Annotated in this window: 24 protein-coding genes; 8 read left to right on the top strand and 16 right to left on the bottom strand. The window is 73.5% G+C overall.

Annotated features, from left to right (window positions below; all coding sequences use genetic code 11):
• Window positions 1-47: 47 nt before the first annotated feature.
• Genes FBZ33_RS13395 through FBZ33_RS13385 form a run of 3 tightly spaced genes read right to left on the bottom strand, consistent with a single transcriptional unit; the run spans window position 48 to window position 3,153 of the window.
• Entirely contained in the window at window positions 48-398 is a 351-nt protein-coding gene (locus FBZ33_RS13395) for a DUF3140 domain-containing protein (protein ID WP_141909299.1), read from the bottom strand.
• Window positions 398-601: a hypothetical protein gene (locus tag FBZ33_RS13390; RefSeq protein ID WP_088948042.1), complete on the bottom strand. Its 204-nt coding sequence runs from the start codon at window positions 599-601 to the stop codon at window positions 398-400. Before FBZ33_RS13390 ends, FBZ33_RS13395 begins: the two co-directional genes overlap by 1 nt.
• Window positions 598-3,153, bottom strand: coding sequence for an ATP-dependent Clp protease ATP-binding subunit (locus tag FBZ33_RS13385; protein ID WP_141909298.1), 2,556 nt, complete (start codon window positions 3,151-3,153; stop codon window positions 598-600). Before FBZ33_RS13385 ends, FBZ33_RS13390 begins: the two co-directional genes overlap by 4 nt.
• A 141-nt stretch (window positions 3,154-3,294) precedes the next feature.
• On the opposite strand from FBZ33_RS13385, the gene FBZ33_RS13380 reads away from it, so the two are divergent.
• From FBZ33_RS13380 to FBZ33_RS13360, 5 genes are all read left to right on the top strand, one after another.
• On the top strand, window positions 3,295-3,687 hold the full coding sequence (locus FBZ33_RS13380; protein ID WP_185755292.1) for a hypothetical protein: 393 nt from the start codon (window positions 3,295-3,297) through the stop codon (window positions 3,685-3,687).
• A 152-nt stretch (window positions 3,688-3,839) separates the two neighbouring features.
• On the top strand, window positions 3,840-4,100 hold the full coding sequence (locus FBZ33_RS13375; protein ID WP_088948039.1) for a hypothetical protein: 261 nt from the start codon (window positions 3,840-3,842) through the stop codon (window positions 4,098-4,100).
• Between the two features lie 6 nt (window positions 4,101-4,106).
• A complete protein-coding gene (locus FBZ33_RS13370; protein WP_141909297.1) occupies window positions 4,107-5,273 on the top strand; it encodes a hypothetical protein in 1,167 nt (388 codons plus the stop codon).
• A complete protein-coding gene (locus FBZ33_RS13365; RefSeq protein WP_141909296.1) occupies window positions 5,266-7,941 on the top strand; it encodes an FtsK/SpoIIIE domain-containing protein in 2,676 nt (891 codons plus the stop codon). Before FBZ33_RS13370 ends, FBZ33_RS13365 begins: the two co-directional genes overlap by 8 nt.
• Complete coding sequence (locus tag FBZ33_RS13360) at window positions 7,938-8,600, top strand: hypothetical protein (protein ID WP_141909295.1); 663 nt, start codon at window positions 7,938-7,940, stop codon at window positions 8,598-8,600. Before FBZ33_RS13365 ends, FBZ33_RS13360 begins: the two co-directional genes overlap by 4 nt.
• An 81-nt stretch (window positions 8,601-8,681) precedes the next feature.
• Here FBZ33_RS13360 and FBZ33_RS13355 read toward each other — a convergent pair whose 3' ends face one another.
• Window positions 8,682-9,956: a cupin domain-containing protein gene (locus tag FBZ33_RS13355; RefSeq protein WP_141909294.1), complete on the bottom strand. Its 1,275-nt coding sequence runs from the start codon at window positions 9,954-9,956 to the stop codon at window positions 8,682-8,684.
• 9 nt (window positions 9,957-9,965) lie between these two features.
• A complete protein-coding gene (locus FBZ33_RS13350; RefSeq protein WP_099853213.1) occupies window positions 9,966-10,271 on the bottom strand; it encodes a hypothetical protein in 306 nt (101 codons plus the stop codon).
• Window positions 10,272-10,428: 157 nt separating this feature from the next.
• On the opposite strand from FBZ33_RS13350, the gene FBZ33_RS13345 reads away from it, so the two are divergent.
• Entirely contained in the window at window positions 10,429-11,208 is a 780-nt protein-coding gene (locus tag FBZ33_RS13345; protein ID WP_141909293.1) for a DUF72 domain-containing protein, read from the top strand.
• Between the two features lie 45 nt (window positions 11,209-11,253).
• On the opposite strand, the gene FBZ33_RS13340 is transcribed toward FBZ33_RS13345, so the two are convergent.
• The 9 genes from FBZ33_RS13340 to FBZ33_RS13295 form a co-directional block, all read right to left on the bottom strand.
• The gene (locus tag FBZ33_RS13340) at window positions 11,254-11,682 is read right to left on the bottom strand and encodes a DUF2267 domain-containing protein (protein WP_088948032.1); all 429 of its coding nucleotides are present in this window, start codon (window positions 11,680-11,682) and stop codon (window positions 11,254-11,256) included.
• Window positions 11,683-11,971: 289 nt separating this feature from the next.
• Complete coding sequence (locus FBZ33_RS13330; protein ID WP_099853209.1) at window positions 11,972-12,844, bottom strand: DUF72 domain-containing protein; 873 nt, start codon at window positions 12,842-12,844, stop codon at window positions 11,972-11,974.
• A 48-nt stretch (window positions 12,845-12,892) separates the two neighbouring features.
• Window positions 12,893-13,291: a TraR/DksA C4-type zinc finger protein gene (locus tag FBZ33_RS13325; protein WP_088948030.1), complete on the bottom strand. Its 399-nt coding sequence runs from the start codon at window positions 13,289-13,291 to the stop codon at window positions 12,893-12,895.
• Between the two features lie 164 nt (window positions 13,292-13,455).
• Window positions 13,456-14,109, bottom strand: coding sequence for a uridine kinase (locus FBZ33_RS13320; RefSeq protein WP_141909291.1), 654 nt, complete (start codon window positions 14,107-14,109; stop codon window positions 13,456-13,458).
• 41 nt (window positions 14,110-14,150) lie between these two features.
• Complete coding sequence (locus tag FBZ33_RS13315) at window positions 14,151-14,756, bottom strand: winged helix-turn-helix domain-containing protein (RefSeq protein ID WP_141909290.1); 606 nt, start codon at window positions 14,754-14,756, stop codon at window positions 14,151-14,153.
• A gap of 247 nt (window positions 14,757-15,003) precedes the next feature.
• Complete coding sequence (locus tag FBZ33_RS13310) at window positions 15,004-15,552, bottom strand: winged helix-turn-helix domain-containing protein (protein ID WP_141909289.1); 549 nt, start codon at window positions 15,550-15,552, stop codon at window positions 15,004-15,006.
• Between the two features lie 50 nt (window positions 15,553-15,602).
• On the bottom strand, window positions 15,603-16,088 hold the full coding sequence (locus FBZ33_RS13305) for a rhodanese-like domain-containing protein (RefSeq protein WP_088948027.1): 486 nt from the start codon (window positions 16,086-16,088) through the stop codon (window positions 15,603-15,605).
• A gap of 47 nt (window positions 16,089-16,135) precedes the next feature.
• On the bottom strand, window positions 16,136-16,591 hold the full coding sequence (locus tag FBZ33_RS13300; RefSeq protein ID WP_141909288.1) for a cysteine dioxygenase family protein: 456 nt from the start codon (window positions 16,589-16,591) through the stop codon (window positions 16,136-16,138).
• A 111-nt stretch (window positions 16,592-16,702) separates the two neighbouring features.
• Window positions 16,703-17,080, bottom strand: coding sequence for a signal peptidase I (locus FBZ33_RS13295; RefSeq protein ID WP_141909287.1), 378 nt, complete (start codon window positions 17,078-17,080; stop codon window positions 16,703-16,705).
• 65 nt (window positions 17,081-17,145) lie between these two features.
• Between FBZ33_RS13295 and FBZ33_RS13290 the strand changes: the two genes are divergently transcribed.
• Window positions 17,146-17,538 (top strand): ankyrin repeat domain-containing protein, encoded by a 393-nt coding sequence (locus FBZ33_RS13290; RefSeq protein ID WP_088948024.1) that lies wholly within the window; start codon window positions 17,146-17,148, stop codon window positions 17,536-17,538.
• A 32-nt stretch (window positions 17,539-17,570) separates the two neighbouring features.
• Complete coding sequence (locus FBZ33_RS13285) at window positions 17,571-18,518, top strand: DUF3500 domain-containing protein (protein ID WP_185755290.1); 948 nt, start codon at window positions 17,571-17,573, stop codon at window positions 18,516-18,518.
• A 138-nt stretch (window positions 18,519-18,656) separates the two neighbouring features.
• Here the strand turns inward: FBZ33_RS13285 and FBZ33_RS13280 are convergent, their stop codons facing one another.
• Entirely contained in the window at window positions 18,657-19,415 is a 759-nt protein-coding gene (locus FBZ33_RS13280) for a class I SAM-dependent methyltransferase (protein WP_141909286.1), read from the bottom strand.
• Between the two features lie 216 nt (window positions 19,416-19,631).
• The gene (locus FBZ33_RS13275) at window positions 19,632-20,123 is read right to left on the bottom strand and encodes a DUF2231 domain-containing protein (protein ID WP_141909285.1); all 492 of its coding nucleotides are present in this window, start codon (window positions 20,121-20,123) and stop codon (window positions 19,632-19,634) included.
• Window positions 20,124-20,313: the final 190 nt, after the last annotated feature.

The following is a 20,313-nucleotide window of genomic DNA, read 5'->3' as shown; positions in this document are numbered from 1 at the left end:
GCCGAACGGTGCCGTCCCCGCCTGGGACGGCACCGTCGTGCGTTCGCTCAGCGTTCGACGAGCGGGTCGTGACCCAGGTCGAGCAACGAGTGCCGCCAGTTGTCGTCGGCGTTTCCGCGCGACGGCTTGGCGTCCATCAGCTCGCGGATGCGCTCGACCGCCTCCCGCATCACCTCGATGTCCTCCGGTGTGAGGTCCACCTTGCGCTTGTTCAGCACCTTGAGGATCTCCCGGCCCGGCTGGGGCAGGTCGAGGTTCGGGTTCGGGCTGAACGACTCCTCCCCGGAACCACGGGTCAGCAGCCAGGTGCGCAGCTGCTCCGACGGGACGTTGACCTCGGCGTGGAAGTCCTCCCAGAGCACTTCCACCTCGGGGTCGAGCCTCGCTTCGCGTACCATCAGGTCTCCTCTCCGGGCGGCGGCCCGGACGTCTCCGGGTCGTCCTGGTCGGTCAACGGACGCAGGCCCTCGGCTGCCAGCCGCGTTCGGCGGGGGTTCGCGGTGGGCGGCGCCAGGATCGGGTCGGGATGGTCCTCCTCGTCCCGATGTTTCGCAGGCTCGTGCGGCTCCTCGTGCTCGTCTCGTCGCGCCGGCCCGCTCATCGCGGGTGGGTGGTCGTGGCGGCGGTGTACCCCCGCTCGCCTGCGGTCACGTCGAAGGTGAGCGCGCCGTCGCGGACGTCCACAATGACCTTCTGCCCCGGTGAGATCGCCGACTCCAGCAACATCCGGGACAGGTGGTTGTCCACCTCCCGCTGGATCACCCGGCGCAGCGGTCGGGCGCCGAACTCCGGCTGGTAGCCGTGCTCGGCGAGCCAGTCGATGCCGGCGGTGGTGAACTCCACCTGGAGGTCCTGGGCGTGCATGCGGCGGCGGGTCTCCTCCAGCAGCAGCGCGGTGATGTCGCGCAGCTGCTCGGCCTCCAGCCGGCGGAAGATGATGACCTCGTCGATGCGGTTGAGGAACTCCGGGCGGAAGTTCTCCTGCAGGCGGCGCATCAGCCGCTCCCGCAGTTCGTTGCTCTCCTGCTCGCTGCCCACGTCCCCGCTGCCGAAGCCGACCGAGCGCTGAGCGCCGGTGATCAGCTCCGAGCCGAGGTTGCTCGTCATGATCAGTACGGTGTTCTTGAAGTTCACAGTGCGACCCTGGCTGTCGGTCAGCCGCCCGTCGTCGAGCACCTGGAGAAGGATGTTGAAGACGTCCGGGTGGGCCTTCTCGATCTCGTCGAGCAGCACCACCGCGTACGGGCGGCGACGCACCGCCTCGGTGAGCTGACCGGCCTCCTCGTAGCCGACGTATCCGGGTGGCGCGCCGACCAGCCGGCTGACCGTGTGTCGCTCCTGGAACTCGCTCATGTCCACCCGGACCATCCGGTCCGCCTCGCCGAACAGCGCCTCGGCCAGCGCGCGGGCCAGCTCGGTCTTGCCGACGCCGGTCGGGCCGAGGAACAGGAAGCTGCCCATCGGCCGCTCCGGGTCGGCCAGCCCGGCCCGGGAACGACGGACGGCCTCGGCGACCGCGGTGACCGCGTCGTCCTGACCGACCACCTTCTGGTGCAGGTACCCCTCCAGGCGCAGCAGCCGGTCCCGTTCCTCCTCGGTGAGCTGGCTGACCGGAATGCCGGTGGCCCGGGAGACCACCTCGGCGATCTCCTTCGGACCCACCTCGGGCACCTGCGAGGACGACCCGTCGTCGCCGTTCGCCCGACGGATCTCCTCCTCCAACTCGGAGATCCGGTCGCGCAGCGCGGAGGCCCGCTCGTACTGCTCGTCGCTGACGGCCTGCTCCTTGTCCCGGCGTACCTCGTCGAGCTCCTGCTCCAGCTCCCGCACGTCGGAGGCGGGCGTGCGGGTGCGCAGCCGCACCCGCGCGCCGGCCTGGTCGATGAGGTCGATGGCCTTGTCCGGCAGGAACCGGTCGGTGACGTACCGGTCGGACAGCTCGGCGGCCGCGACCAGCGCCTCGTCGGTGAAACGCACCTGGTGGTGCGCCTCGTACCGGTCGCGCAGACCACGCAGGATGGCGATGGTGTCGTCGACGCCGGGCTCGGGCACCAGCACCGGCTGGAAGCGCCGGGCCAGCGCCGCGTCCTTCTCGATGCTCTTGCGGTACTCGTCCAGCGTCGTCGCGCCGATCACCCGCAGCTCGCCGCGGGCCAGCGCGGGCTTGAGCATGTTGGACGCGTCCATCCCGCCCTCGCTGCCGGCGCCACCCGCCCCGACCAGGGTGTGGATCTCGTCCATGAAGATGATCAGCTCGTCCCGGTGCGCCCGGATCTCGTCGATCACCTTCTTCAGCCGCTCCTCGAAGTCGCCCCGGTAGCGGGTGCCGGCGACCAGACCGGCCAGGTCGAGTTGGACGACCCGCTTGCCGAGCAGGGTCTGCGGGACGTCACCGTCGCAGATCCGCTCGGCCAGCCCCTCGACGATGGCGGTCTTTCCCACACCGGCCTCGCCGATCAGCACCGGGTTGTTCTTGGTACGCCGGGACAGGATCTCCACGGCCTGCTCGATCTCGTCGGCCCGTCCGATCACCGGGTCGATCTGATCGTTGCGGGCCAGGTCGGTGAGGTCCTGCCCGTACTGGTCCAGGGTGGGCGTGCCGCGATCCGGCTTCGGGCCGTTCATCGGCCCGCGCTCGGCGTTGGCCGCCTGCAACGACTCGGGTTGGATCCGCCCGGCGGCGAGCATCCGCCCGGCCGGCGACTCCGGGTTGAGCGGCAACGCCATCAGGATGTGCTCAGGGCCGATGTAGTTGGCGCCCATCGCCCGGGACAGCTGGTGGGCGTCGAGCAGCGCCCGCTTGGCGGCGGGGGTCAACGACAGGTTCGGCGGCACCTCCCCGCGCGGTGCGCCGTCGCCCTTCCCCCCGAGCGCGTTGAGCAGGGTGTCCGGGTCGGCGCCGGCCCGGCGTACGAGGTCCCGCAGGGGTTCGCGTTGCAGCGCCGCCCAGAGCAGGTGGTCGGTGTCCAGGTCGCTGCTCTGGCGCTGGGCGGCCCGCCGGGCGGCGTCGGCCAGCATCTCCCGTGCGTCGGCCGTCATCAGACGGGTGATGTCGACCCGGTGCGGTGGCCGGCGCCCTCCCTCGCCCCGGCCGAAGTATCTGGCCAGGAATTCGTCCCACGGGTCGGAGCCGATGTCACCGGGTCCCATCATGTCTGTCCTCCGCAGTCGGGCGCGGCACGGTCGGCAGGGGCTACCCGGCGCGCGCCCCGACAAACGCCGCAGGTGGTGGAGCACCGGCATTCCGGGAGTGGCGTCCGGCCGGGGCCGGCCGTTTGGTGGCAGGCTGAGGGGATGACTGAGACCCCGCTGCTGATCGTGGACGGCGCCAACGTTGTCGGCTCCCGCCCGAACGGGTGGTGGCGTGACCGCGCCGGCGCCGCGGCCCGGCTACGCGACTCGCTCGCCCCGGTGGCGACCGTCGGGCTGCCGGCACGGCTGCCCGCCCCGGTCGAGGTGGTGCTGGTGGTCGAGGGTGCGGCGCGGGACGTGCCGGGCACCGAGGGCGTGCGGGTGGTCTCCGCCGCCGGCTCCGGCGACGACACAGTGGTCGAGCTGGTGGCCGACGCGCCCGAGCGCCGTCGGCTGGTGGTCACCGCGGACCGGGAGCTGCGCGGGCGGGTGACGGCGCTGGGCGCCGAGGTGTACGGCCCGCGTTGGCTCCGCGAGGCCCCCGCCAACACCTGAGAAATTCTCGCACTGGGACTCCCACAGAACGGACTCCCGGCACTTCAGGGGGCCTTCCGGACAGGCGGGCAGGAACACCGACAGGGCGGATGTTCTTTCGCGGCCCCCGATAGGCTCTAATGGAGATCTCCCCGCCCCCAGGAGGTTCCGCCGTGGCGAGCGTCGCCGAGTTGAAGGCTGCCATTGATGTTGCCCTCCAACAGATCGGGGACGGGCAGACAGCCGTGCAGGCGGCCGGCGAGAAACTGTCCGAGGCGCAGCAGACCCTCGCCGGCGCGCTCGAGGGCAGCGGGCACGAGACGGTGGAGGCGGCCCAGTCGTCGCTGACACAGGCCAGCCAGGAGCTGGAGGAGTGTCTCGCCGCGACACTGGTCGCGGTGGAGCAGGCGCAGCTCTACGTCGCCACCCTGTAGGCCACCATGTCCATCATCGAGGACGTCGGTGGGCAGGTCCGTGCCGCCAGCGAGGAGTTCCCGGTGGCCCTGCTGGGGCAGGCGCTGGAGAAGTTCGGCCTGGCCGCGGAGAGACTGCGCTGGGTACGCCAGGAGTCGGCCAACCCGATGGGGGTGCCGGAGCTGTCCGCCGCGACCGAGCACGCCGAGAGCGCCGGCTACGCGTTGCGGGTGGCACAGGAGCAGCTCTCGGCGTACCTGACCGCGATCGGGCTGGGCGCGGACGGCACCCCGGCGCCCCGCCCCGAACAACGCGCCCCCCGCCACGACACACCGCCGGCCGCCGGGCCCACAGCGGTCGCGCCGGAGCCGGCCGAGCAGGTGCGAATGAGCCGCTGGTGGTCGGTGCGGGTGGCCGAGCTGACCGGCGGGCGCGAGGGCACCGACGACGAACCCGACGAGCGGGTGGACGACTCCCAGGAGTTGCTGCGCCGAGTGGTGGGTGGTGTCCGCTCCGGCGACCGGGACCGGCTCCGCAAGGAGCTGCGCCGGGCCCCGGCCGACGTGGGGCTGGGCATGGCGGCGCTGGCGCCGCCCCTGCTGCGCGAGCTGGCCGGTGAGCTGCTGGGGCACCCGCCCCGCGCCACCGACCTCGGGCGGCTGCGCGGTGAGCTGGACGGGCGGGTACGCGACCTGCTGCCCGGGCTGCCGCCGCCGGTGCTGGAGACACTGCTGACCCGGGTGTGCCGGATGCCGCCACCGCGCGCCTCCGGGGAGCCGCCGCACGCGGCCGACTCCGCGGTCACCGCCGGGGTGGCAACCGGGCTGCTGCTCGCCCGACTCGGCCGGGACCTCCCCGCAGGCGGCGTGAAAGAGCCAGTGGGCGCGGGACAAGCGCACGGCGCGGGGCAACAGAATGGCGCGGAGCAACGAGGCGGTGCGGGGCAACCGGCGCGGGCCGGGCGGCCGGCCGGCCCGGGGCAGTCGGGCGGGGCCGGACAGTCGGCGGGCGCGGGCGCGCGCGTCGGCGGTGCTGTTCAGCGGCCGGGTGCGCAGCGCTCCGGTGGCCTGCTGCCGCGGCCCGGTGGCCTGCCGCCGCGCACGGATGGTGTGCCGCCCCGCTCCGGTGGTGTGCCGCCGCGCTCGGGTAGCCCGTGGCGGGACGCGCCGGCTCGACGGAGCTCCGATGGCTGACCGGCGCGGCCAGTTGGCCAGCCGGGTCCGGGACACCCTCGCCGAGGCGTTGGGCGCGACCCGTACCCGCCTGTCCGCCGCCCAGGCCGAGCTGACCGCCGGGCGCGAACGGCTGGCCCGGGTCGAGCGGGCGGCTGCGGCCGTACCGGCACGGGTGGGCGCCCAGCGCGACCGCCGCGTCGCCGAGATCGACGCCCGCTACTCGACCCGGATCGCCGAGCTGGCCCGGCGCGCCGCCGACGCGGCCCGGCAGGAGGCGCCGGGCTGCGCGGGGGCCGACTGGGCGGGGTGGGCCCCGACGCCCGCCCGCCGCGCGGAGCCACCCGGCGCGCTACGGGTCGGCACGGTCCGGGTCGACGGCGTCGACCCGGTGCCCGCGCTGGTGCCGCTGCTCGACGCCGGGCACGTACACCTGTCCGGGGACGATCGCGCCGGCTGCGACGCCGTCATGTCCGCGTTGCTGCTGCGGGCCGCCGGCCGCGCCGACCCGGGCGCGGTACGCCTGGTCGGGTACGACCCGGAGCAGCTCGGCGGTGGCCTGGCCGGGTTCGCGCCGCTGGGCACGGCGGGGCTGCTCACCTTCGTCGGCCCCGGCGGTCTGGGCCCACTGCTCGACGACCTGGTGGAGCAGATCCGCCGGATCAACGAGACGGTGCTCGCCGGCGAGTACGCGTCGTTGCGCGAGCTGGCCGCGGCGACCGGCCGACGACCCGAGCCGTGGCGGGTGGCGGTGCTGCTCGGCGGTGATGAGCTCAACCGGCACGAGCGCGGGCAACTGGACCGGGTGGTACGCGCCGGCGCGGCCTGCGGGGTGCACCTGGTGGTCCACGGTGTGCCGTTGCCGGAGGACCCGACGGTGACCCGGGTGGTGGCCGGGGTGTCCGGCGCACGCATCGGCGGGTCGGCCGGGCTGCCCGTCCGCCTCGATCCACCGCCACCGGCGACGCTGGTCACCGAGACGTGCCGGGAGATCGCCGCCCGGGTGAACGCTGGCCCACCGCCGACCCCGTTCGCGGACCTGCTGCCCCCGCCGGAGCTGATGTGGCGCGAGGACTCATCCGACGGGCTGACCGCGCCGATCGGCGAGGGGCCGCAGGGCCGGCCGGTGCGGCTGACGCTGGGCGACTATCCACCGCACGCGCTGATCGGCGGACCGTCCGGCACCGGCAAGACCAACCTGATCTTCGCGTGGATCGGCGCCCTCGCCGCCCGCTACTCCCCCGCCGAGCTGGAGTTCTACCTGCTCGACTTCAAGGAGGGCGTGTCCTTCGCGCGGTTCGCGCAGGGCCGGCGCGACCCGAGCTGGCTGCCGCACATGCGCCTGGTCGGGATCAACGTCAACACCGACCGGGAGTTCGGCCTGGCGCTGCTGCGTTTCCTCGCCGAGGAGCTGCGTCGGCGCGCCGACGCGGCCAAGAAGCACGAGGTGACCAAGCTGGCCGAGCTGCGGGCCGTCGACCCGACCGGGCACTGGCCACGGATCGTCGCGGTAGTCGACGAGTTCCAGATGCTGCTGGCCGGTCGGGACGTGGTCGCCCGGGAGTCGGCCGACCTGCTGGAGGACCTGGCCCGACGCGGCCGGTCCCAGGGCATCCACCTGGTGCTCGCCTCACAGGACGTGCGGGGCATCGAGGCCCTGTGGGGCCGCCCCGCGCTGGTCGCCCAGTTCACCCTGCGCATCGCGTTGCCCAAGGCGCTGCGGATCCTCGCCGAACGCAACGACGCGGCACAGTCGCTGCCTCGCTGGCACGCGGTGGTCAACGCCGAGTCGGGCATGGTGGAGGGCAACGAGGTCGCCCGGATCCCGTCGGCCAGCGACTGGGAGACGTGGAGCGGTTTGCAGCACCGGCTGTGGCGGATGCGCCCGGCCGACGCCGCACCGGCCCGGCTCTTCGACGGCGACGCGATTCCCCGACTGGCGGACGCCCCGGACTTCCGTACGCTCGCCACGCCCGCGGACGGGAGCGTGCCGCGCAGCCCGGTCGCCCTGCTCGGCGAGATCATCGACGTACAGTCCCGCTCGGCGGCGCTGCGGCTGCCGCGCGCCCCCGGGCGCAACCTCGCCGTGCTCGGCACCCGGGTGGACGAGGCCTGCGCGGTGCTGGACGCGGCGGCCCGCTCACTGGCCCGCCAGCACCCGCCGGGCACCGCCCGGTTCTCCATCGCCTGCCTCGACGCCGACGCTGACCCGATCGCCCGTGCGCTCTACGACGACCTGGCCGACGACGCCGCCTGGTACGACGAGGAGACCGTCGGTGAGCTGATGGCCGAGACGGCCGACGGGCTGACCGGCCCGGGGAGCCCGCACTACCTGCTGCTGTTCGCCGTCGACGCGGCAGCCGGCGCGCTGGCCGCCCGAGCCGGCCGACGCACCGGGCTGGAGCAGCTGCGGCGGATCCTGCACGACGGGCCGGAACGACGGACGCACGTGCTGGCCTGGTGGCGGGGAGTGGCACGGATGCGTGCCGACCTCGGCGGGCCCGCCGCGCGTACCGACCAGATCGGCGCCTGGGTGGCGCTGGACACGCACGGCGGCGAGCTGGGTTCCTCGCTCTACCCGGGCACCGGCGGCCCGGACTGGTATCCCCGCCCCTGGCGGGGCCTCTTCTTCGACCGGGCGGTGCACCGCACCGGACAGGTGATCATCCCTTATGGTCCGTCGCGATGAACGAACCGGTGGCCAGCGAGACGTACACGGCCCAGCTCCGACGATTGGCTGACCTCACCGCGCGAGTGGGTGAGCAGCGCGCCGAGGCGCACACCTGGTACGAGCGGCAGTGCGCCGCTGCCGAGCGGGCCGTCGCCGACGCCGCCGAGCAGCTCCAGTACGCCGAGGAGGAGCTGGTCGCCGCCCGCGAACAGCAGGAACGCGTCGACGCCGAGGTGGCCCACCTGTGGCAGCAGGTCCGCTCGCGCCTCGGCGCCCGTCGCCTCGGTGGCCCGCCCGCACCCGCGAACGGCACCACGGCCACCGATCCGGTGCTGCTGCTCGGAAAGGCCCGTGACCTGCTCGACCGCGCCGGGCAGCCGGGTGAGCTACCGGGCTCGGTCAACCCGCTGCTGGCGCTGTGCGGGGTGGCCGGCGCCGTCCTGGCGTACGCCCTGGGGGTTGGGGCACGGGCGTTGGGCGTCGGGTACGGCGGCGATCTCGCGGTCGGGATGCCGGTGCTGGCGCTGGTGGTGACCCTGTTCGGGCCGTTGATCGGCCTGGTGCCGGCGCGGGTGCTGGCCGACCGCCGGCACGCGATGCTCGGTCCTCGACCGATCACCGTGGTCCTCGGCGCCGGGGTGGTCACCACGGTGCTGCTGCTGGTGCTCGGCCGCTGACGCGCGGGGTGGCCGGGTGGACGCCGCAGACCGGGCCGACAGCGCAAGGCCGGCGGGACGCGCGCACAGGCAGACCGGCGGTCAGGCCGGGACCAGGACGGCCTCGCGCAGCAGTCGCCGGGTCAGGGTGACCCGGTCGGCGTCGTCGGGCAAGCCGGGCAGGTCACCAACCCGGGTCACTGCGCCGCTGAGCAGGACACGAGCCGCCGCCTCGCAGTCACCAGGCAGGGTGATCGTCCGGTCGAACAGCCGCAGCGCCACCGAGTCCGACCCGTGCGGCACCAACTGCCAGCGCAGGCCCGGACGCACTGTGACCCGGGAGTCGGCGTCAAGCGCGGCCACCGCGTCGGCCTGGGCGAGCGGCCGGATGGGTGCCGGGCGGGCGGCCGGCCAGGCACGTTGGCGCAGCCGCGCGGCGACCGCACCGGGGTCGGCGCGCAGGAGCCAGTCCCGCAGTGCCTCGACCGTCTCGGTCAGCTCCGGTTCGATGGCGTCCGGGTCGGCGACGTCGGTGCCGAACGGCAGGCTGGCCCGCAGCCGTTGGTCCTCGGCGGCCAGCGCCAACAGCTCCTCGACCAGGGCGTAGCGGGTGAGCGCGCGGATGCCCACGGTCAGGTGCAGCGAGCTGGCGTCCTGCGCCTGCGCGCTGTGCAGCCAACCCCGGGGCAGGTAGAGGGCGTCGCCGGGGGCGAGCACCACGTCCAGCGCGGCCTGGCCCTGCGCGGTGGCACCTACCTCGTCGGCGCGGCCACCCCACGGCTGCTTCTCCAGCGGGTCGGGCAGCACGGGCGGGTGGATCCGCCAGTGTTTGCGACCGTCGACCTGGAGGACGAACACGTCGTGGGTGTCGTAGTGGGTGGCGAACCCCTGGCTGCCCGCCGGGGTGAGGTAGGCGTTGATCTGTAACGGCTGGTTGAGCGCGAGGCCCAGGTCACGGGTGAAGTCGACGAGCGGTGGCCAGATCCGGTGCAGGCCCTGCAACACCAACGTGGCGCCGGAGGCGTACTGCTCCAGGACCCGCTCGTCGAGGACCTGGTCGCCGATCTCGGCGCCCGCGCCGCCACCGCCGGTCCAGCGCGCCGCCGGCACCAACTGGCCGTCCTTGGCGACGCGCAGAAAGGGGGTACGCAGACCGCGCCGGCTGAGCAGCTCGTCGGCGTCGGCGGGGCTGAGCAGGTCGGCGAAGCCGGACGCGTTGGGCAGCTCGGCGGCGCGGGAGAGCAGCGGGGTGTGTCCCCAGTGCGCGGCGGCGAACTTGGCCGGCTCGACCGAGACGCAACGGGCCAGTGCCTCGGCGGCGTTCGCGGACGGAACCGCCGGGCGGCCGTGGCCGCCCGGCGGGTCGAGGTGCGTCATGATGTGCCGCTACCGGGCGCTGCCGTCAGCGCCGCCGTCCTGCTGACCCGGGGTGGCACCGCCATCGGCGGGACCCTCCGCGCCACCGTCGGCGCCACCGTCGTGCTGGCCCGGGGTGGCACCGCCATCGGCGGGACCCTCCGCGCTGCCGTCGGCGCCACCGTCGTGCTGACCCGGGGTGGCACCGCCATCGGCGGGACCCTCCGCGCCACCGTCGGCGCCACCGTCGTGCTGGCCCGGGGTCGCGCCACCGTCGGCCGGGCCCTCCGCGCCGCCGCCGCCCATGGTCTGCATGTCGTCATCGTTGAGTGCCATCGGTACTCCCTCGGGTGTGCCGCCCCGCCGTGCGCCGGGGTCCGTCGTGCTGCGGGTGGTACCCCACGCGCGATCTTCTCTAACCCTCACCGTAGACGCCGAACCGGGGCGACACGGGCAGTTCGCGAGCGGCGGCGGAGAGTGCCAGGATGGGGTGGTGATCCTGGTGGGCACGTCCGGCTGGCAGTACCGGGACTGGCGGGGCCGCTTCTACCCGCAACAACTGCCGCAGCGGCTCTGGCTGGAGCACTTCGCGGCCGGGTTCGCCACTGTCGAGGTCAACAACGCCTTCTACCGGCTGCCGGAACGGGAGACCTTCGCCGCCTGGCGGGCGCGTACACCGGGGGACTTCTGCGTGGCGGTGAAGATGAGTCGCTACCTTACCCACATCAAGCGGCTGCGCGATCCGGAAGAGCCGGTGGCACGTTTCCTCGGTCGCGCCACCGCGCTCGGTGACCGTCTGGGCCCGGTGCTGCTGCAACTGCCGCCGAACCTCCGGGCGGACGTCGACGCGCTGGACGCGACCCTGCGGCTGTTCCCGGCCGAGGTGCGGGTCGCCGTCGAGCCCCGGCACCCCTCCTGGTGGACCGACGCCACCCGGGCGGTGCTGGAACGGCGTCGGGCGGCGCTGGTCTGGGCCGACCGGCTGGGACGCCCGGTCGCACCGCGCTGGCGCACCACGGACTTCGGATACCTGCGGCTGCACGAGGGGCGGGCACGGCCCTGGCCCCGCTACGGCCGAGCGGCGCTCACCTCATGGGTGCGGCGGCTGACCGACGCCTTCGGCGAGGACGAGCCGACGTACGTCTATTTCAACAACGACCCGGGCGGCGCCGCCATCGTGGACGCTGTCGCGTTCGCCGCGCTGGCCCGTGCGGCCGGGCACCCGGTGTCTCGGGTGCCGACGCCGGCCGAGGCGGACACCTCCGGCGACTGAGCCCGCCCGAGGCGTTCCTCGGGCGGGCTCACGAGCGTCAGGCCGTCACGGCATCATCTTGGCGAGGTCCTTGGGCATGGTGTCCTTCACGTCCTGCCACTCGCCCTGGGTGACGTGTCGGCGCAGGGTGTCCAGCACCACCTGCGTCACCCGTTCCGGGCCGCCCTCCGCGTCGTACGGGAAGCCCTGACGGACCTCGTAGAGGAAGTCGTCCCGGTTGAGCTTGATCGGCACGTCGGACGGCACCCAGCCGTCGAAGTAGATCCCCCGCACGAGCACCGGCAACTGCTGGGCGAACTCGACGCTCTCGTCCACCGGCAGCCGGTCGCGCAGCAGGTGCAGCACCGTGCGCAGAGCCGCGTACGACTGGTTGCGCCGTTCCTTCGGCCAGCCGTAGGCGTTCTCGATGTCCTTGAGAATGAGGTTCGTCTTGTCCAGCGAGGACTCGAACGCTGAGATCATCGAGTCAGCCATCGTCCGACCCCCGTTCCGTGCTGTCCCACCGTCGGTCATCGGCGCGGCGAGGCGGCCCCGATGGGCCGCGGCGTGCCCGCACCGGGCTGCCCTGCGGCGCGCGGCGGGCGTTGTCCGCCGTACCGACCACGTGCAGGACGGCACCGCGCCGTCGATCCGTCACCACTCGAACCGTCATCCCCGTCACCTCCGTGTCGTCTGCGGCGTCGACCACCCCCGGGCGGTCGTACCCACCGTGCCCAGCCTGCCGGCGCTGCGGGTGACCCGGCCCCACCCGGATCGGGTGAGGTCAGTTGGCGTCGAGGAGGCCAGCGAGGGTCTTCGCGTTGGTCTGCGCGTAGTCGCGGTAGCAGTTGTTCATCAACACGTGCGTCTGACCGGCCTCGTCGGCCAGCTCGCGCAGCTTCGGCGCCCAGTCGGCCAGCTCCCGCTTGGAGTAGTGGTAGCCGAACTTCTCGTGGATGTCCTTGCTGGTCCACTTGTCGCTGTGGCCGTGGAAGCGCACCACCGCGAGGTCCGCGGTGGCGGCCAGGATCGGGGGCAGCGACGAGCGGTGGCCCTGCGGCATGTCCACGCAGACGTACGGCAGTTTGTGCTCGCGCAGGAAGGCCAGGGTCTCATCGGCGTTGTCGCCGTCGAACCAGGAGGCGTGCCGGAACTCGTAGACCGGGCGCAGCGGCGCGCAGCGCTTCGCCACCTCCAGCAGGTATTGCTTGTTGGCCCGCTTGATGGTGAACCAGGGCGGGAACTGGAACAGCAGCGCACCCAGCTTGCCCGCCTCGACCAGCGGGTCCAGGGCGGACAGGAAGCGCGTCCAGACCTCCTCGTACGACTGCGCAGGCAGGTCGTCGGGGTAGACGTTCTTCTTGTCGGTCTCCGGACGCAGGTCCTTGTAGAGGGCGCTGACCCGGGTGGGATGTCCGGTCAGCAGACTGAACGCCTTGATGTTGAAGGTGAAACCGGCCGGCGTGCGCTCCGCCCACAGCTTCGCGGTCGCCTCGGCGGGCGGCGAATAGTAGGTGGCGTCCACCTCGACCAGCGGGAACTGCCGCGCGTAGTAGGCCAGCCGCTTCTCCGGGGTGTCCGCCGTCTGCGGGTACCAACCCGAGTCCAGCAAGGTGCGGTCGGTCCAGGACGCGGTGCCCACGAGGATGTCACCCATGGTTCAAGTCCATCGCGTCACGGACCGACCGGCAACCGCTGACGTCGCTCAGGCCGCCCGCCGTTCGCGGGTCTGCTTGCAGGTCACACAGGTGGTGGCGGCCGGGAAGATCTCCAGTCGCTCCACCGGGATCGCCGCCGAGCAGCCCTCGCACCAGCCGTAGGTGCCCTCGGCGAGCCGGCCGAGCGCGTGCTCGTACTGGGCGCGGCGGTCGAGGATGGTGCGCAACAGGGACTGCGCGGTGTCCCGCTCGGCGGTCTTGGTGCCGCTGTCGGCCTGGTCGTCGCCGGCGGTGTCGCCGACCTCCACCAGCCGCAGCACCTGGCTCTGGAGCACGGCCTGGTCGTACTCGGCGGTCAGCTCGTCGTAGCGCGCCTGCAGGGAGAGCCGGATCTGGTCGATCTCCGTCTGGGAACGGGTCGTACCGACCGTGTCGTGGACGAGCATCGCTGCCTGCCTTTCCTGGGCCTGTGGCTCACTGTGAACCGGGTGCCGGCGGCGTGAAGCCCCGGTCACGGTCGCAAACGGTGCGCGGGCGATCACCTGCGCTCTGTGAGCCGGGCGATTACCCACGGGATCGGCCGGGCAAACCGGCGAATTCCCGGGGCTTGTCAGCCGTCTCCGCCGGGCTCCACGAGCGCGGGGCGGCGGGGGTCGTCGGCTCGTACCACCACGTCGGCGAAGCTCGCCGGGACGACCTCCTCGGCGTACCGGTCGAAGGCGGGCAGCGCCCACTCCTGGGCCGGTTCGGTGCGTCGACGCAGGGCCGCCGGGGACAGCTCCAGGTGGACGGCGACGTCGAAGGGCAGGCCGCCGCCGAGCAGCAGCGGGCCGCTGACGAGGACGACGCCTCCGGGTGGCAGGTCGACGTACTGAGCACGGCTGGCCCGGTCGGCGTCGGCGTCCCAGAGCGACGGGAGCACCCGCCCGGTGCCGCCCGGGCCGGCCGGGTCGAGCACCTCCCGGCGCAGGCCGGCCTCGTCGACCCAGTTCTCGTAGAAGGAGTCCGGGTTGGTGCGGCCCAGCTCGTAGCGCAGGGACGCGGGGCGGAGGAAGTCGGTGGCGCGTACGTGCAGCACCGGACGGCCCCGAGCGCGCAGCGGGTCGACGAGCGCGGCGGCAAGCTCGTCCGGGCCAGCGGCGGGAGCACCGTCCACCGCCACCCGCAGCCGGGCGGGCCCGGTGGCGGCGCGGGTCGCGGCGTCGGCTAGCCGGCCGGTCAGCTCGGTGACGAGCAGGTCGGGCGAGATGGGACGGATGCGCACCGGACCATCCTGCCCCGCGAAGGGCGGGCGGGTGACGGCGGTCAGCTGCTGCGGTCGATGGTGACCCGGGCGTCGTCGGCCAGCCGGTAGCCCACGCCGTAGACGGTGGTGACCAGGGGGACGTCCACGCCGACCTTGCCGCGCAGCCGACGCACGTGCACGTCGACGGTGCGTACGCCGGCGTGCTCGTAGCCCCAGACGGCGTTGAGCAGTTGCAGCCGGGTGAACACCCGGCGCGGGTGGGCGACCAGGTGCAGCAGCAGGTCGAACTCCAGCCGGGTCAGCGGCAGCGGCTCGTCGTCGCGCAGCACCGAGCGGGACGAGGCGAGGATGTGCAGGGCCGGGATGGTCGGGCTGAGGGTCCGGGTCGGTGACCGGTTGGCGGGCACCTCGTCGGGGCGGCGTTCGGTCGGAACGGACCCAATGATCACGCCCTCGCCGCGCTCCAGCATCTCCCGGGCGGCTTCGAGCAGCCGACGTGCCGCTGGGGTCAGCGACTCCTCACAGGCCAGCGGGATGGACAGCGTCACGGTGAGCACGGGCGTCGCGGTGTTCGCCGGGCGACGCTGACCGCCGGGCGGTCGACCGGGCACCGCGGGTTGCGACGTATGCCATCCGGCGCGCGACGAGGCAGGGCTGACCGACATGGTCCTCCTTGGGCTGGTCCGGGTATCTCCCCACGGCCCGGGACGCCGCTTCATCGATGCTTCCCGGCACCCGGGCGAGAATCAAGAGGCGGCTGCGTTGCATGAATGTGACAATTGACGAACACATCGGAGCCAGACGCTCGCTCTGCGTACGAAGCCTGATGATTACAGCAGAGTCGCCGAGATGCCCCGATACGGGGGTCCCCGCCCGGTTCACCGAGGTTGTCGCGGGCCGCCGGACCAGGGCTTATCGGCTGTGGTCCACGCTGATCCGAGCCTCGTCGGCCAACCGGTAACCAACCCCGTAGACGGTGGTCACCAACTCCGAGCCGTCCAGCTTGGCGCGCAGCCGTCGAACGTGCACGTCCACGGTCCGGGCCACCGCGTGCTCGTACCCCCACACACTGGACAGCAGCTGGAGGCGGGTGAAGACCCGGCGCGGCCGCTCGGCCAGGAACAGCAGCAGCTCGTACTCGATGCGGGTCAGCGGGACGAGCCGGTCGCCCTGGCGGACCATCCGCGAGCCGGCCAGGATGCGGACGTGGGCGGCGTCGGCGGACGGCGCGCCGGCGGCGGGGCTCGCGGCCGCTCGCGGCGCGGGCACCACGTCCTCGACGGTACGCAGCTGGCCCTCCCCCGACTCGGCCAGCTCGCCGAGCAGCTGCACCAACCGGGCCAGCCGAGGGCTCAGCGGCCCGGGGACGAGGTCGAGGGTGATGGTGAGGGTCGGGCCGGTGCGCGGGCGGGCCGGGCGGGTGCCCGGGTGGCGGCGCGTGGGGATGGCGACGACGGACATGGTGCCTCCTGAGTGGCGGTACGCCCGCCACGCCGGGTGCGGCGTGACGGTCAGCGGCGCGCCCACCCGGTCTTGACGGGGGACGCGAGTGGGGAGGTGTGCAGCGGGGTCGGGCCGAGGGCTGGCAGGCCGGCGATCCGCCAGGCCGCGAAGCCGCCGACCACGTCGGTGGCCCGGTGCAGGCCGACGTCCTGCAGGGCGGCGGCGGCCAGCGACGAGGTGTAGCCCTCCTGGCAGAGGATCATCACCGGTACGTCGTAGTCGACCGCCTGCGGCAGTCGGGCCGGGCAGCGGGGGTCGAAGCGCCACTCCAGCACGTTGCGCTCGACAGTGAGCGAGCCCGGCACCACGCCGTGCGCGGCCCGCTGCGCTGCCGGTCGGATGTCGACCAGCAGCGCTCCGGCCCGGTACGCGAGGTGCGCGCGCTCCGGGTCCAACCGGTGCAGCCGGGCACGCGCGGCGGCCAGGATCTCGTCGATGCCCCGGGAGCCCGGCGGCGGCACGGGGGCCGGACAGTGCTCGGCGGTTACCTGCATTATCGGTTCCTTCCGGTGACAGGGAGTGGATCGTGGGCTCGCCGCGGTCACCAGGACCGGCCGGTTTCGGCGATTTCGGCGACCCGCAGCCGCCCGTCCACCAGGTGGTAGCGGGTCATCCGCAGCAACGCCGGCCGGTAGACGTGCACGCTGACCGCCGACGCCGGCCCCTGGTTGGTCACCTGGTGCACGTGTCGGGGGCCGAAGCGGCGACCGGCGCCGGCGCGCAGCAGTCGTGGGCGCAACCGGCCGGCGGCGACCGTCTCCTCGGTGAGCGTGCCGCTGACGACCCGGAACCCTCCGGCCGAACCACCGTGGTCGTGCAGGTCGGTGCCCTGCCCGGGCAGCCAGCTCAGTGCCCACACCTCGTGGTCGTCGCCGACGTCGAGGCGCGCGTACCAGCGCTCGGCCGGGTCGAAGCGCAGCGCGACCGGCCAGCCGGCCGGGTCGGCCCACCGGGCGGCGACGGTGAGCAGGTCGGGCTCCGGGCGGCGGTGCGTCATGGCGGTTCCTCGCGGGTCGTTCGGCGGGGTGCCCTCGTACTCTAGACGGCAAAGCCTATAGGTTTAGTAGGTAATTCCACCTGCTGGGACGCAGGTCAGACCTGGTGTCGATCAGCGCAGCACCGGCGGGTCCACCCGGTAGCCGGGCAGCGAGGGCCACCGCACGGTCAGGACCACCGACGCGCGCTCCGCGAACCAGGAGTGGTCCACTCCCCGACCCCACACCACGTAGTCGCCCGGCGCGGCCAGCCGTACCGTGCGGTCCGGCAGCTCCACCCGGAAGCACCCCTCGATGAGTACGAGCAGAGTGGTGCGCCGCTCCCCGGTCGCCCACCGGGACCGGGCCTGCCCCGGCGGGTGCACTCCCCACTTCACCTCGACATCGGCGCTGTGCCGGATCTCCCCCGGCGGCGCGAAGTGCCCGAGCAGCCAACCGGCATTGGTGGCACCGTCGACACCCGCGTTGCCCACGTACACCGTCTCCGCCATCGGACCCCTCCCCCCAGCACACCGGCCGAGCAACGTATCAGGACCGCTGCGACTAACCTGGACCGGTGACCGACCACCTCGACGCCGAGACGCTGGCGTTCGCGCACCGGATGTTCGACCTGGCCCGGGCCGGCTCCACCGAGGAGCTGGCCGCGCAGCTCGACGCCGGCCTGCCCGTCAACCTCACCAACGACAAGGGCGACACGCTGCTGATCCTGGCCGCGTACCACGCCCACCCGGACACGGTGGCCGCCCTGCTCAGTCGCGGCGCCGACCACTCCCGGGCCAACGACCGGGGTCAGACCGCGCTGGCCGCCGCGGTGTTCCGCAGCAGCACCGAAGCGGTCCGCGCGCTCCTCGCCGCCGGCGCCGACCCGGCACACGGCAACCCCTCGGCACTGGAGACCGCGCAGTTCTTCGACCTGCCGGAGATGACGGAGCTGCTGCGCGCCGGCTGACACCAGCGCCGACGGGCCGGTATACAGGGTCGGTGGAAGATCCCCTGCCCGAGCAGATGCGGGCCGCCGGCACCACGCTGCTGGCCGCGCTCGACCCCGCCGCCCGCGACAGCGCCGTGCACCCGTTCGACGACGAGTCGTCCCGACGCTGGCTGGAGTACCGGCCTCGACCCCGGCCCGGCGTCTGCCTCTCCGAGCTCGACGTCGCCGGCCGCAAGGCCGCGCACCGGTTGCTGGCCACCGCGCTCAGCCCTTCGGCGTACGCGCAGGCGATGGCGATCATCGCACTGGAGGAGGTGCTGGACCGCGCCGAAGGCTGGCACCGCGGGCGGCACAGCGGTGACTACTGGGTGGCCGTGTTCGGTGACCCGGCGCGCGACGACCGCTGGGCGTGGCGACTCGAAGGGCACCACCTGTCGGTGAACATGACAGTGGTGGACGGTCAGGTCTCCCCCGCACCGATCTTCTTCGGCGCCAACCCGGCAGCGGTCCGCTACGCCGGCCGCCCGGTCTCCCGCCCACTCGGCATCGAGGAGGACCTGGGCCGGGCACTGCTCGACGCGATCGGGCCAGCCGAGCGATCCGCCGCGATCATCGCCGACGAGGCGCCCGCGGACATCATCAGCGCCACCCGCGGGCAGGTCGACGCCCCGCTGGAGCCGCTCGGCGTGCCGTCCGACCGGTTGGGGCCGACCGGGCGCGCACTGCTCGACCAGGTGGTCGCGCTCTACCTGGACCGGCTGCCGCCCGAGCTGGCCATCCGCGAGGCGCGCCGACTGGACGCCGGCCGGCTGCACTTCGCCTGGGCCGGGCCAACCCACCCCGGGCAGCGGCACTACTACCGGGTGCAGGGCGACGACCTGCTGATCGAGTACGACAACACGAGCGCCGACGGCAACCACGCCCACACAGTGCTACGCCGCCCCGCCAGCGACTTCGGTGCCGACGTCCTGGCAACCCACCATGAGGCCCACCACTAGTCCGCCCCGAGCGCCCTAGGCCTGGCCTGGCCTGGCCTGCCCCCCCCGCCCGGTCGATCATGGAGTTGTGGTGGGCGACTTGGCCCGGTGCGCCACTTTTGCGGGGCGCCATAAGTGCATGATCGCCGCGGTCAGGGGTCACGGCCGGGTCGCTTCGATGAGGAAGCGTTGGGCGTGGGCGGTGAAGGGGCCCTCGGTGGTGATGCGCTCGTGCAGGGCCAGGAGTTGTTCGCGGTAGCGGTCCACGGTGAACCCGGGCACCGTCCAGATCACCTTGCGCAGGAACCAGACCACCGCGCCGATGTCGGCGAAGGTCGCCCGCAGGGTGGCCCGACGCAGGTCGACCACCCGCAGACCAGCGTCTGCGGCGGCGGCCGCCGCGTGTTCGGGATGCCGGTGGGCCGGCGGCGGCAGCGGGCCGAGGATCGCCTCACTCAGCTCCCGCATGGTGCCCGCCCCGATCTGCTGGGACAGGAACGTCCCGCCCGGCCGCAGCACCCGAGCGGTCTGCGCCCAGTCGGTCCGCACCGGATGCCGGCTGACCACCAGGTCGAACGAGGCGTCGCGGAAGGGCAGTGGCCCGTCCGGGTCGACCGCCACCACCGTCGCGCCCACCCGGCGCAGGGTGCGCCGGGCTACCTCCACGTTGGGCGGCCAGCCCTCGGTGGCCGTCAGCAGCTTCGGCGGATGCGGCACCTCGGCGAGCACCTCGCCGCCGCCGGTGTCCACGTCCAGCGCGGCGGTGGCGCGCCCCATCCGATCGGCGACCAGTCGGGCGTACGCCCACTGTGGACGTTCCTCGGTAGCCCGGCCGGCCAGCCAGTCGAAGCCCCAACCGTCGATCGGCGCGGCGGCTGCCTCCGCGATCAACTCCTCGGCGTTCCGCAGATCGGTCATGGCGGTCAGCCTCACGGGCCGGCCATCCCACCGGCAACTCATTTGCGCCCGCCACCGCCACGGCCCGGCCGGGCGGGGCGGGCGAGGGCCGGCCGGCCGGACCGGTCACCGCCCGTCCAACCGGGTCACAGGTCGGACGAACCAGGCGGGTCGGGTACGGGCCCGCAGCGTGGGGCCCGCAGCGTGGGGCCTGTAATGCTCTGCCGGCAGTGCGCGTCAGGGGCGCGGGCGGACAATCTCGACGGTGCCGTTGGCGAGCGCGTCGAGGCCGCCCGTCTCGGTGCGGCCGCTGTCGAACTGGCGCATCAGCCGGGCGCCCAGGTGCACGCCGATGCCACCGGCGGCGAGCGCGACCAACTCGGTGATCAGGATCGCGGCCGACGCGCCGTGCTCCGGTGACTGCGACCGGACCAGGCAGGTGAGCAGGAACAAGCCGGCCATCACCGCGTTGACCAGGTTGAAGGCGACCGCTGTGCGGCGAGTGCGGTCGACCGGAACGTCCCACAGGTCGATCATGCCGGCCACCGCGGTCAGTGCCGCGGCGACTAGGGCGGCGACGCCGGTCCAGTAGCCGACCTCGCCCAGGAACGCCGGTCCGCCGACGACATCGGTGAAGTCGAAGACGGTGGCGCTGACGAAGAGCCCGAGTGGAAACGTGACCAGCATCGGTTGGATCGGGTGCCCCAGCACCCGCAGCCGGCTCTGCATCGGTCCTCCCCCGGGTCGGCGCAGCTCACCTGACCAGAGTGCTACCCGAGGCCGGTCGGGACGAAACGACGCCGCCCGACTCGCCGCCGAGCGAGAGAACGGGCAACACCGCGGGCACAGGCACCGCTGCGGACACAGGCACCGCCCCGGGCACAGCACCACCGCGGGCACACGCACCGCCGGGACGTTG

The organism is Micromonospora sp. A202 (assembly GCF_006715105.1).
In the GTDB taxonomy this organism is placed as follows: Bacteria; Actinomycetota; Actinomycetes; order Mycobacteriales; family Micromonosporaceae; genus Micromonospora; species Micromonospora zamorensis.
The sequence above is the reverse complement of the archived record's forward strand: the minus strand, read 5'-3'. Positions and strand labels throughout refer to the sequence as shown.

Bases quoted from the DNA above. Each gene is read 5' to 3' on its own strand.
- FBZ33_RS13395 (WP_141909299.1), bottom strand. From the start codon at position 398: ATGGTACGCGAAGCGAGGCTCGACCCCGAGGTGGAAGTGCTCTGGGAG.
- FBZ33_RS13390 (WP_088948042.1), bottom strand. From the start codon at position 601: ATGAGCGGGCCGGCGCGACGAGACGAGCACGAGGAGCCGCACGAGCCT.
- FBZ33_RS13385 (WP_141909298.1), bottom strand. From the start codon at position 3,153: ATGATGGGACCCGGTGACATCGGCTCCGACCCGTGGGACGAATTCCTG.
- FBZ33_RS13380 (WP_185755292.1), top strand. From the start codon at position 3,295: ATGACTGAGACCCCGCTGCTGATCGTGGACGGCGCCAACGTTGTCGGC.
- FBZ33_RS13370 (WP_141909297.1), top strand. From the start codon at position 4,107: ATGTCCATCATCGAGGACGTCGGTGGGCAGGTCCGTGCCGCCAGCGAG.
- FBZ33_RS13365 (WP_141909296.1), top strand. From the start codon at position 5,266: ATGGCTGACCGGCGCGGCCAGTTGGCCAGCCGGGTCCGGGACACCCTC.
- FBZ33_RS13360 (WP_141909295.1), top strand. From the start codon at position 7,938: ATGAACGAACCGGTGGCCAGCGAGACGTACACGGCCCAGCTCCGACGA.
- FBZ33_RS13355 (WP_141909294.1), bottom strand. From the start codon at position 9,956: ATGACGCACCTCGACCCGCCGGGCGGCCACGGCCGCCCGGCGGTTCCG.
- FBZ33_RS13350 (WP_099853213.1), bottom strand. From the start codon at position 10,271: ATGGCACTCAACGATGACGACATGCAGACCATGGGCGGCGGCGGCGCG.
- FBZ33_RS13340 (WP_088948032.1), bottom strand. From the start codon at position 11,682: ATGGCTGACTCGATGATCTCAGCGTTCGAGTCCTCGCTGGACAAGACG.
- FBZ33_RS13330 (WP_099853209.1), bottom strand. From the start codon at position 12,844: ATGGGTGACATCCTCGTGGGCACCGCGTCCTGGACCGACCGCACCTTG.
- FBZ33_RS13325 (WP_088948030.1), bottom strand. From the start codon at position 13,291: ATGCTCGTCCACGACACGGTCGGTACGACCCGTTCCCAGACGGAGATC.
- FBZ33_RS13315 (WP_141909290.1), bottom strand. From the start codon at position 14,756: ATGTCGGTCAGCCCTGCCTCGTCGCGCGCCGGATGGCATACGTCGCAA.
- FBZ33_RS13310 (WP_141909289.1), bottom strand. From the start codon at position 15,552: ATGTCCGTCGTCGCCATCCCCACGCGCCGCCACCCGGGCACCCGCCCG.
- FBZ33_RS13305 (WP_088948027.1), bottom strand. From the start codon at position 16,088: ATGCAGGTAACCGCCGAGCACTGTCCGGCCCCCGTGCCGCCGCCGGGC.
- FBZ33_RS13300 (WP_141909288.1), bottom strand. From the start codon at position 16,591: ATGACGCACCGCCGCCCGGAGCCCGACCTGCTCACCGTCGCCGCCCGG.
- FBZ33_RS13295 (WP_141909287.1), bottom strand. From the start codon at position 17,080: ATGGCGGAGACGGTGTACGTGGGCAACGCGGGTGTCGACGGTGCCACC.
- FBZ33_RS13280 (WP_141909286.1), bottom strand. From the start codon at position 19,415: ATGACCGATCTGCGGAACGCCGAGGAGTTGATCGCGGAGGCAGCCGCC.
- FBZ33_RS13275 (WP_141909285.1), bottom strand. From the start codon at position 20,123: ATGCAGAGCCGGCTGCGGGTGCTGGGGCACCCGATCCAACCGATGCTG.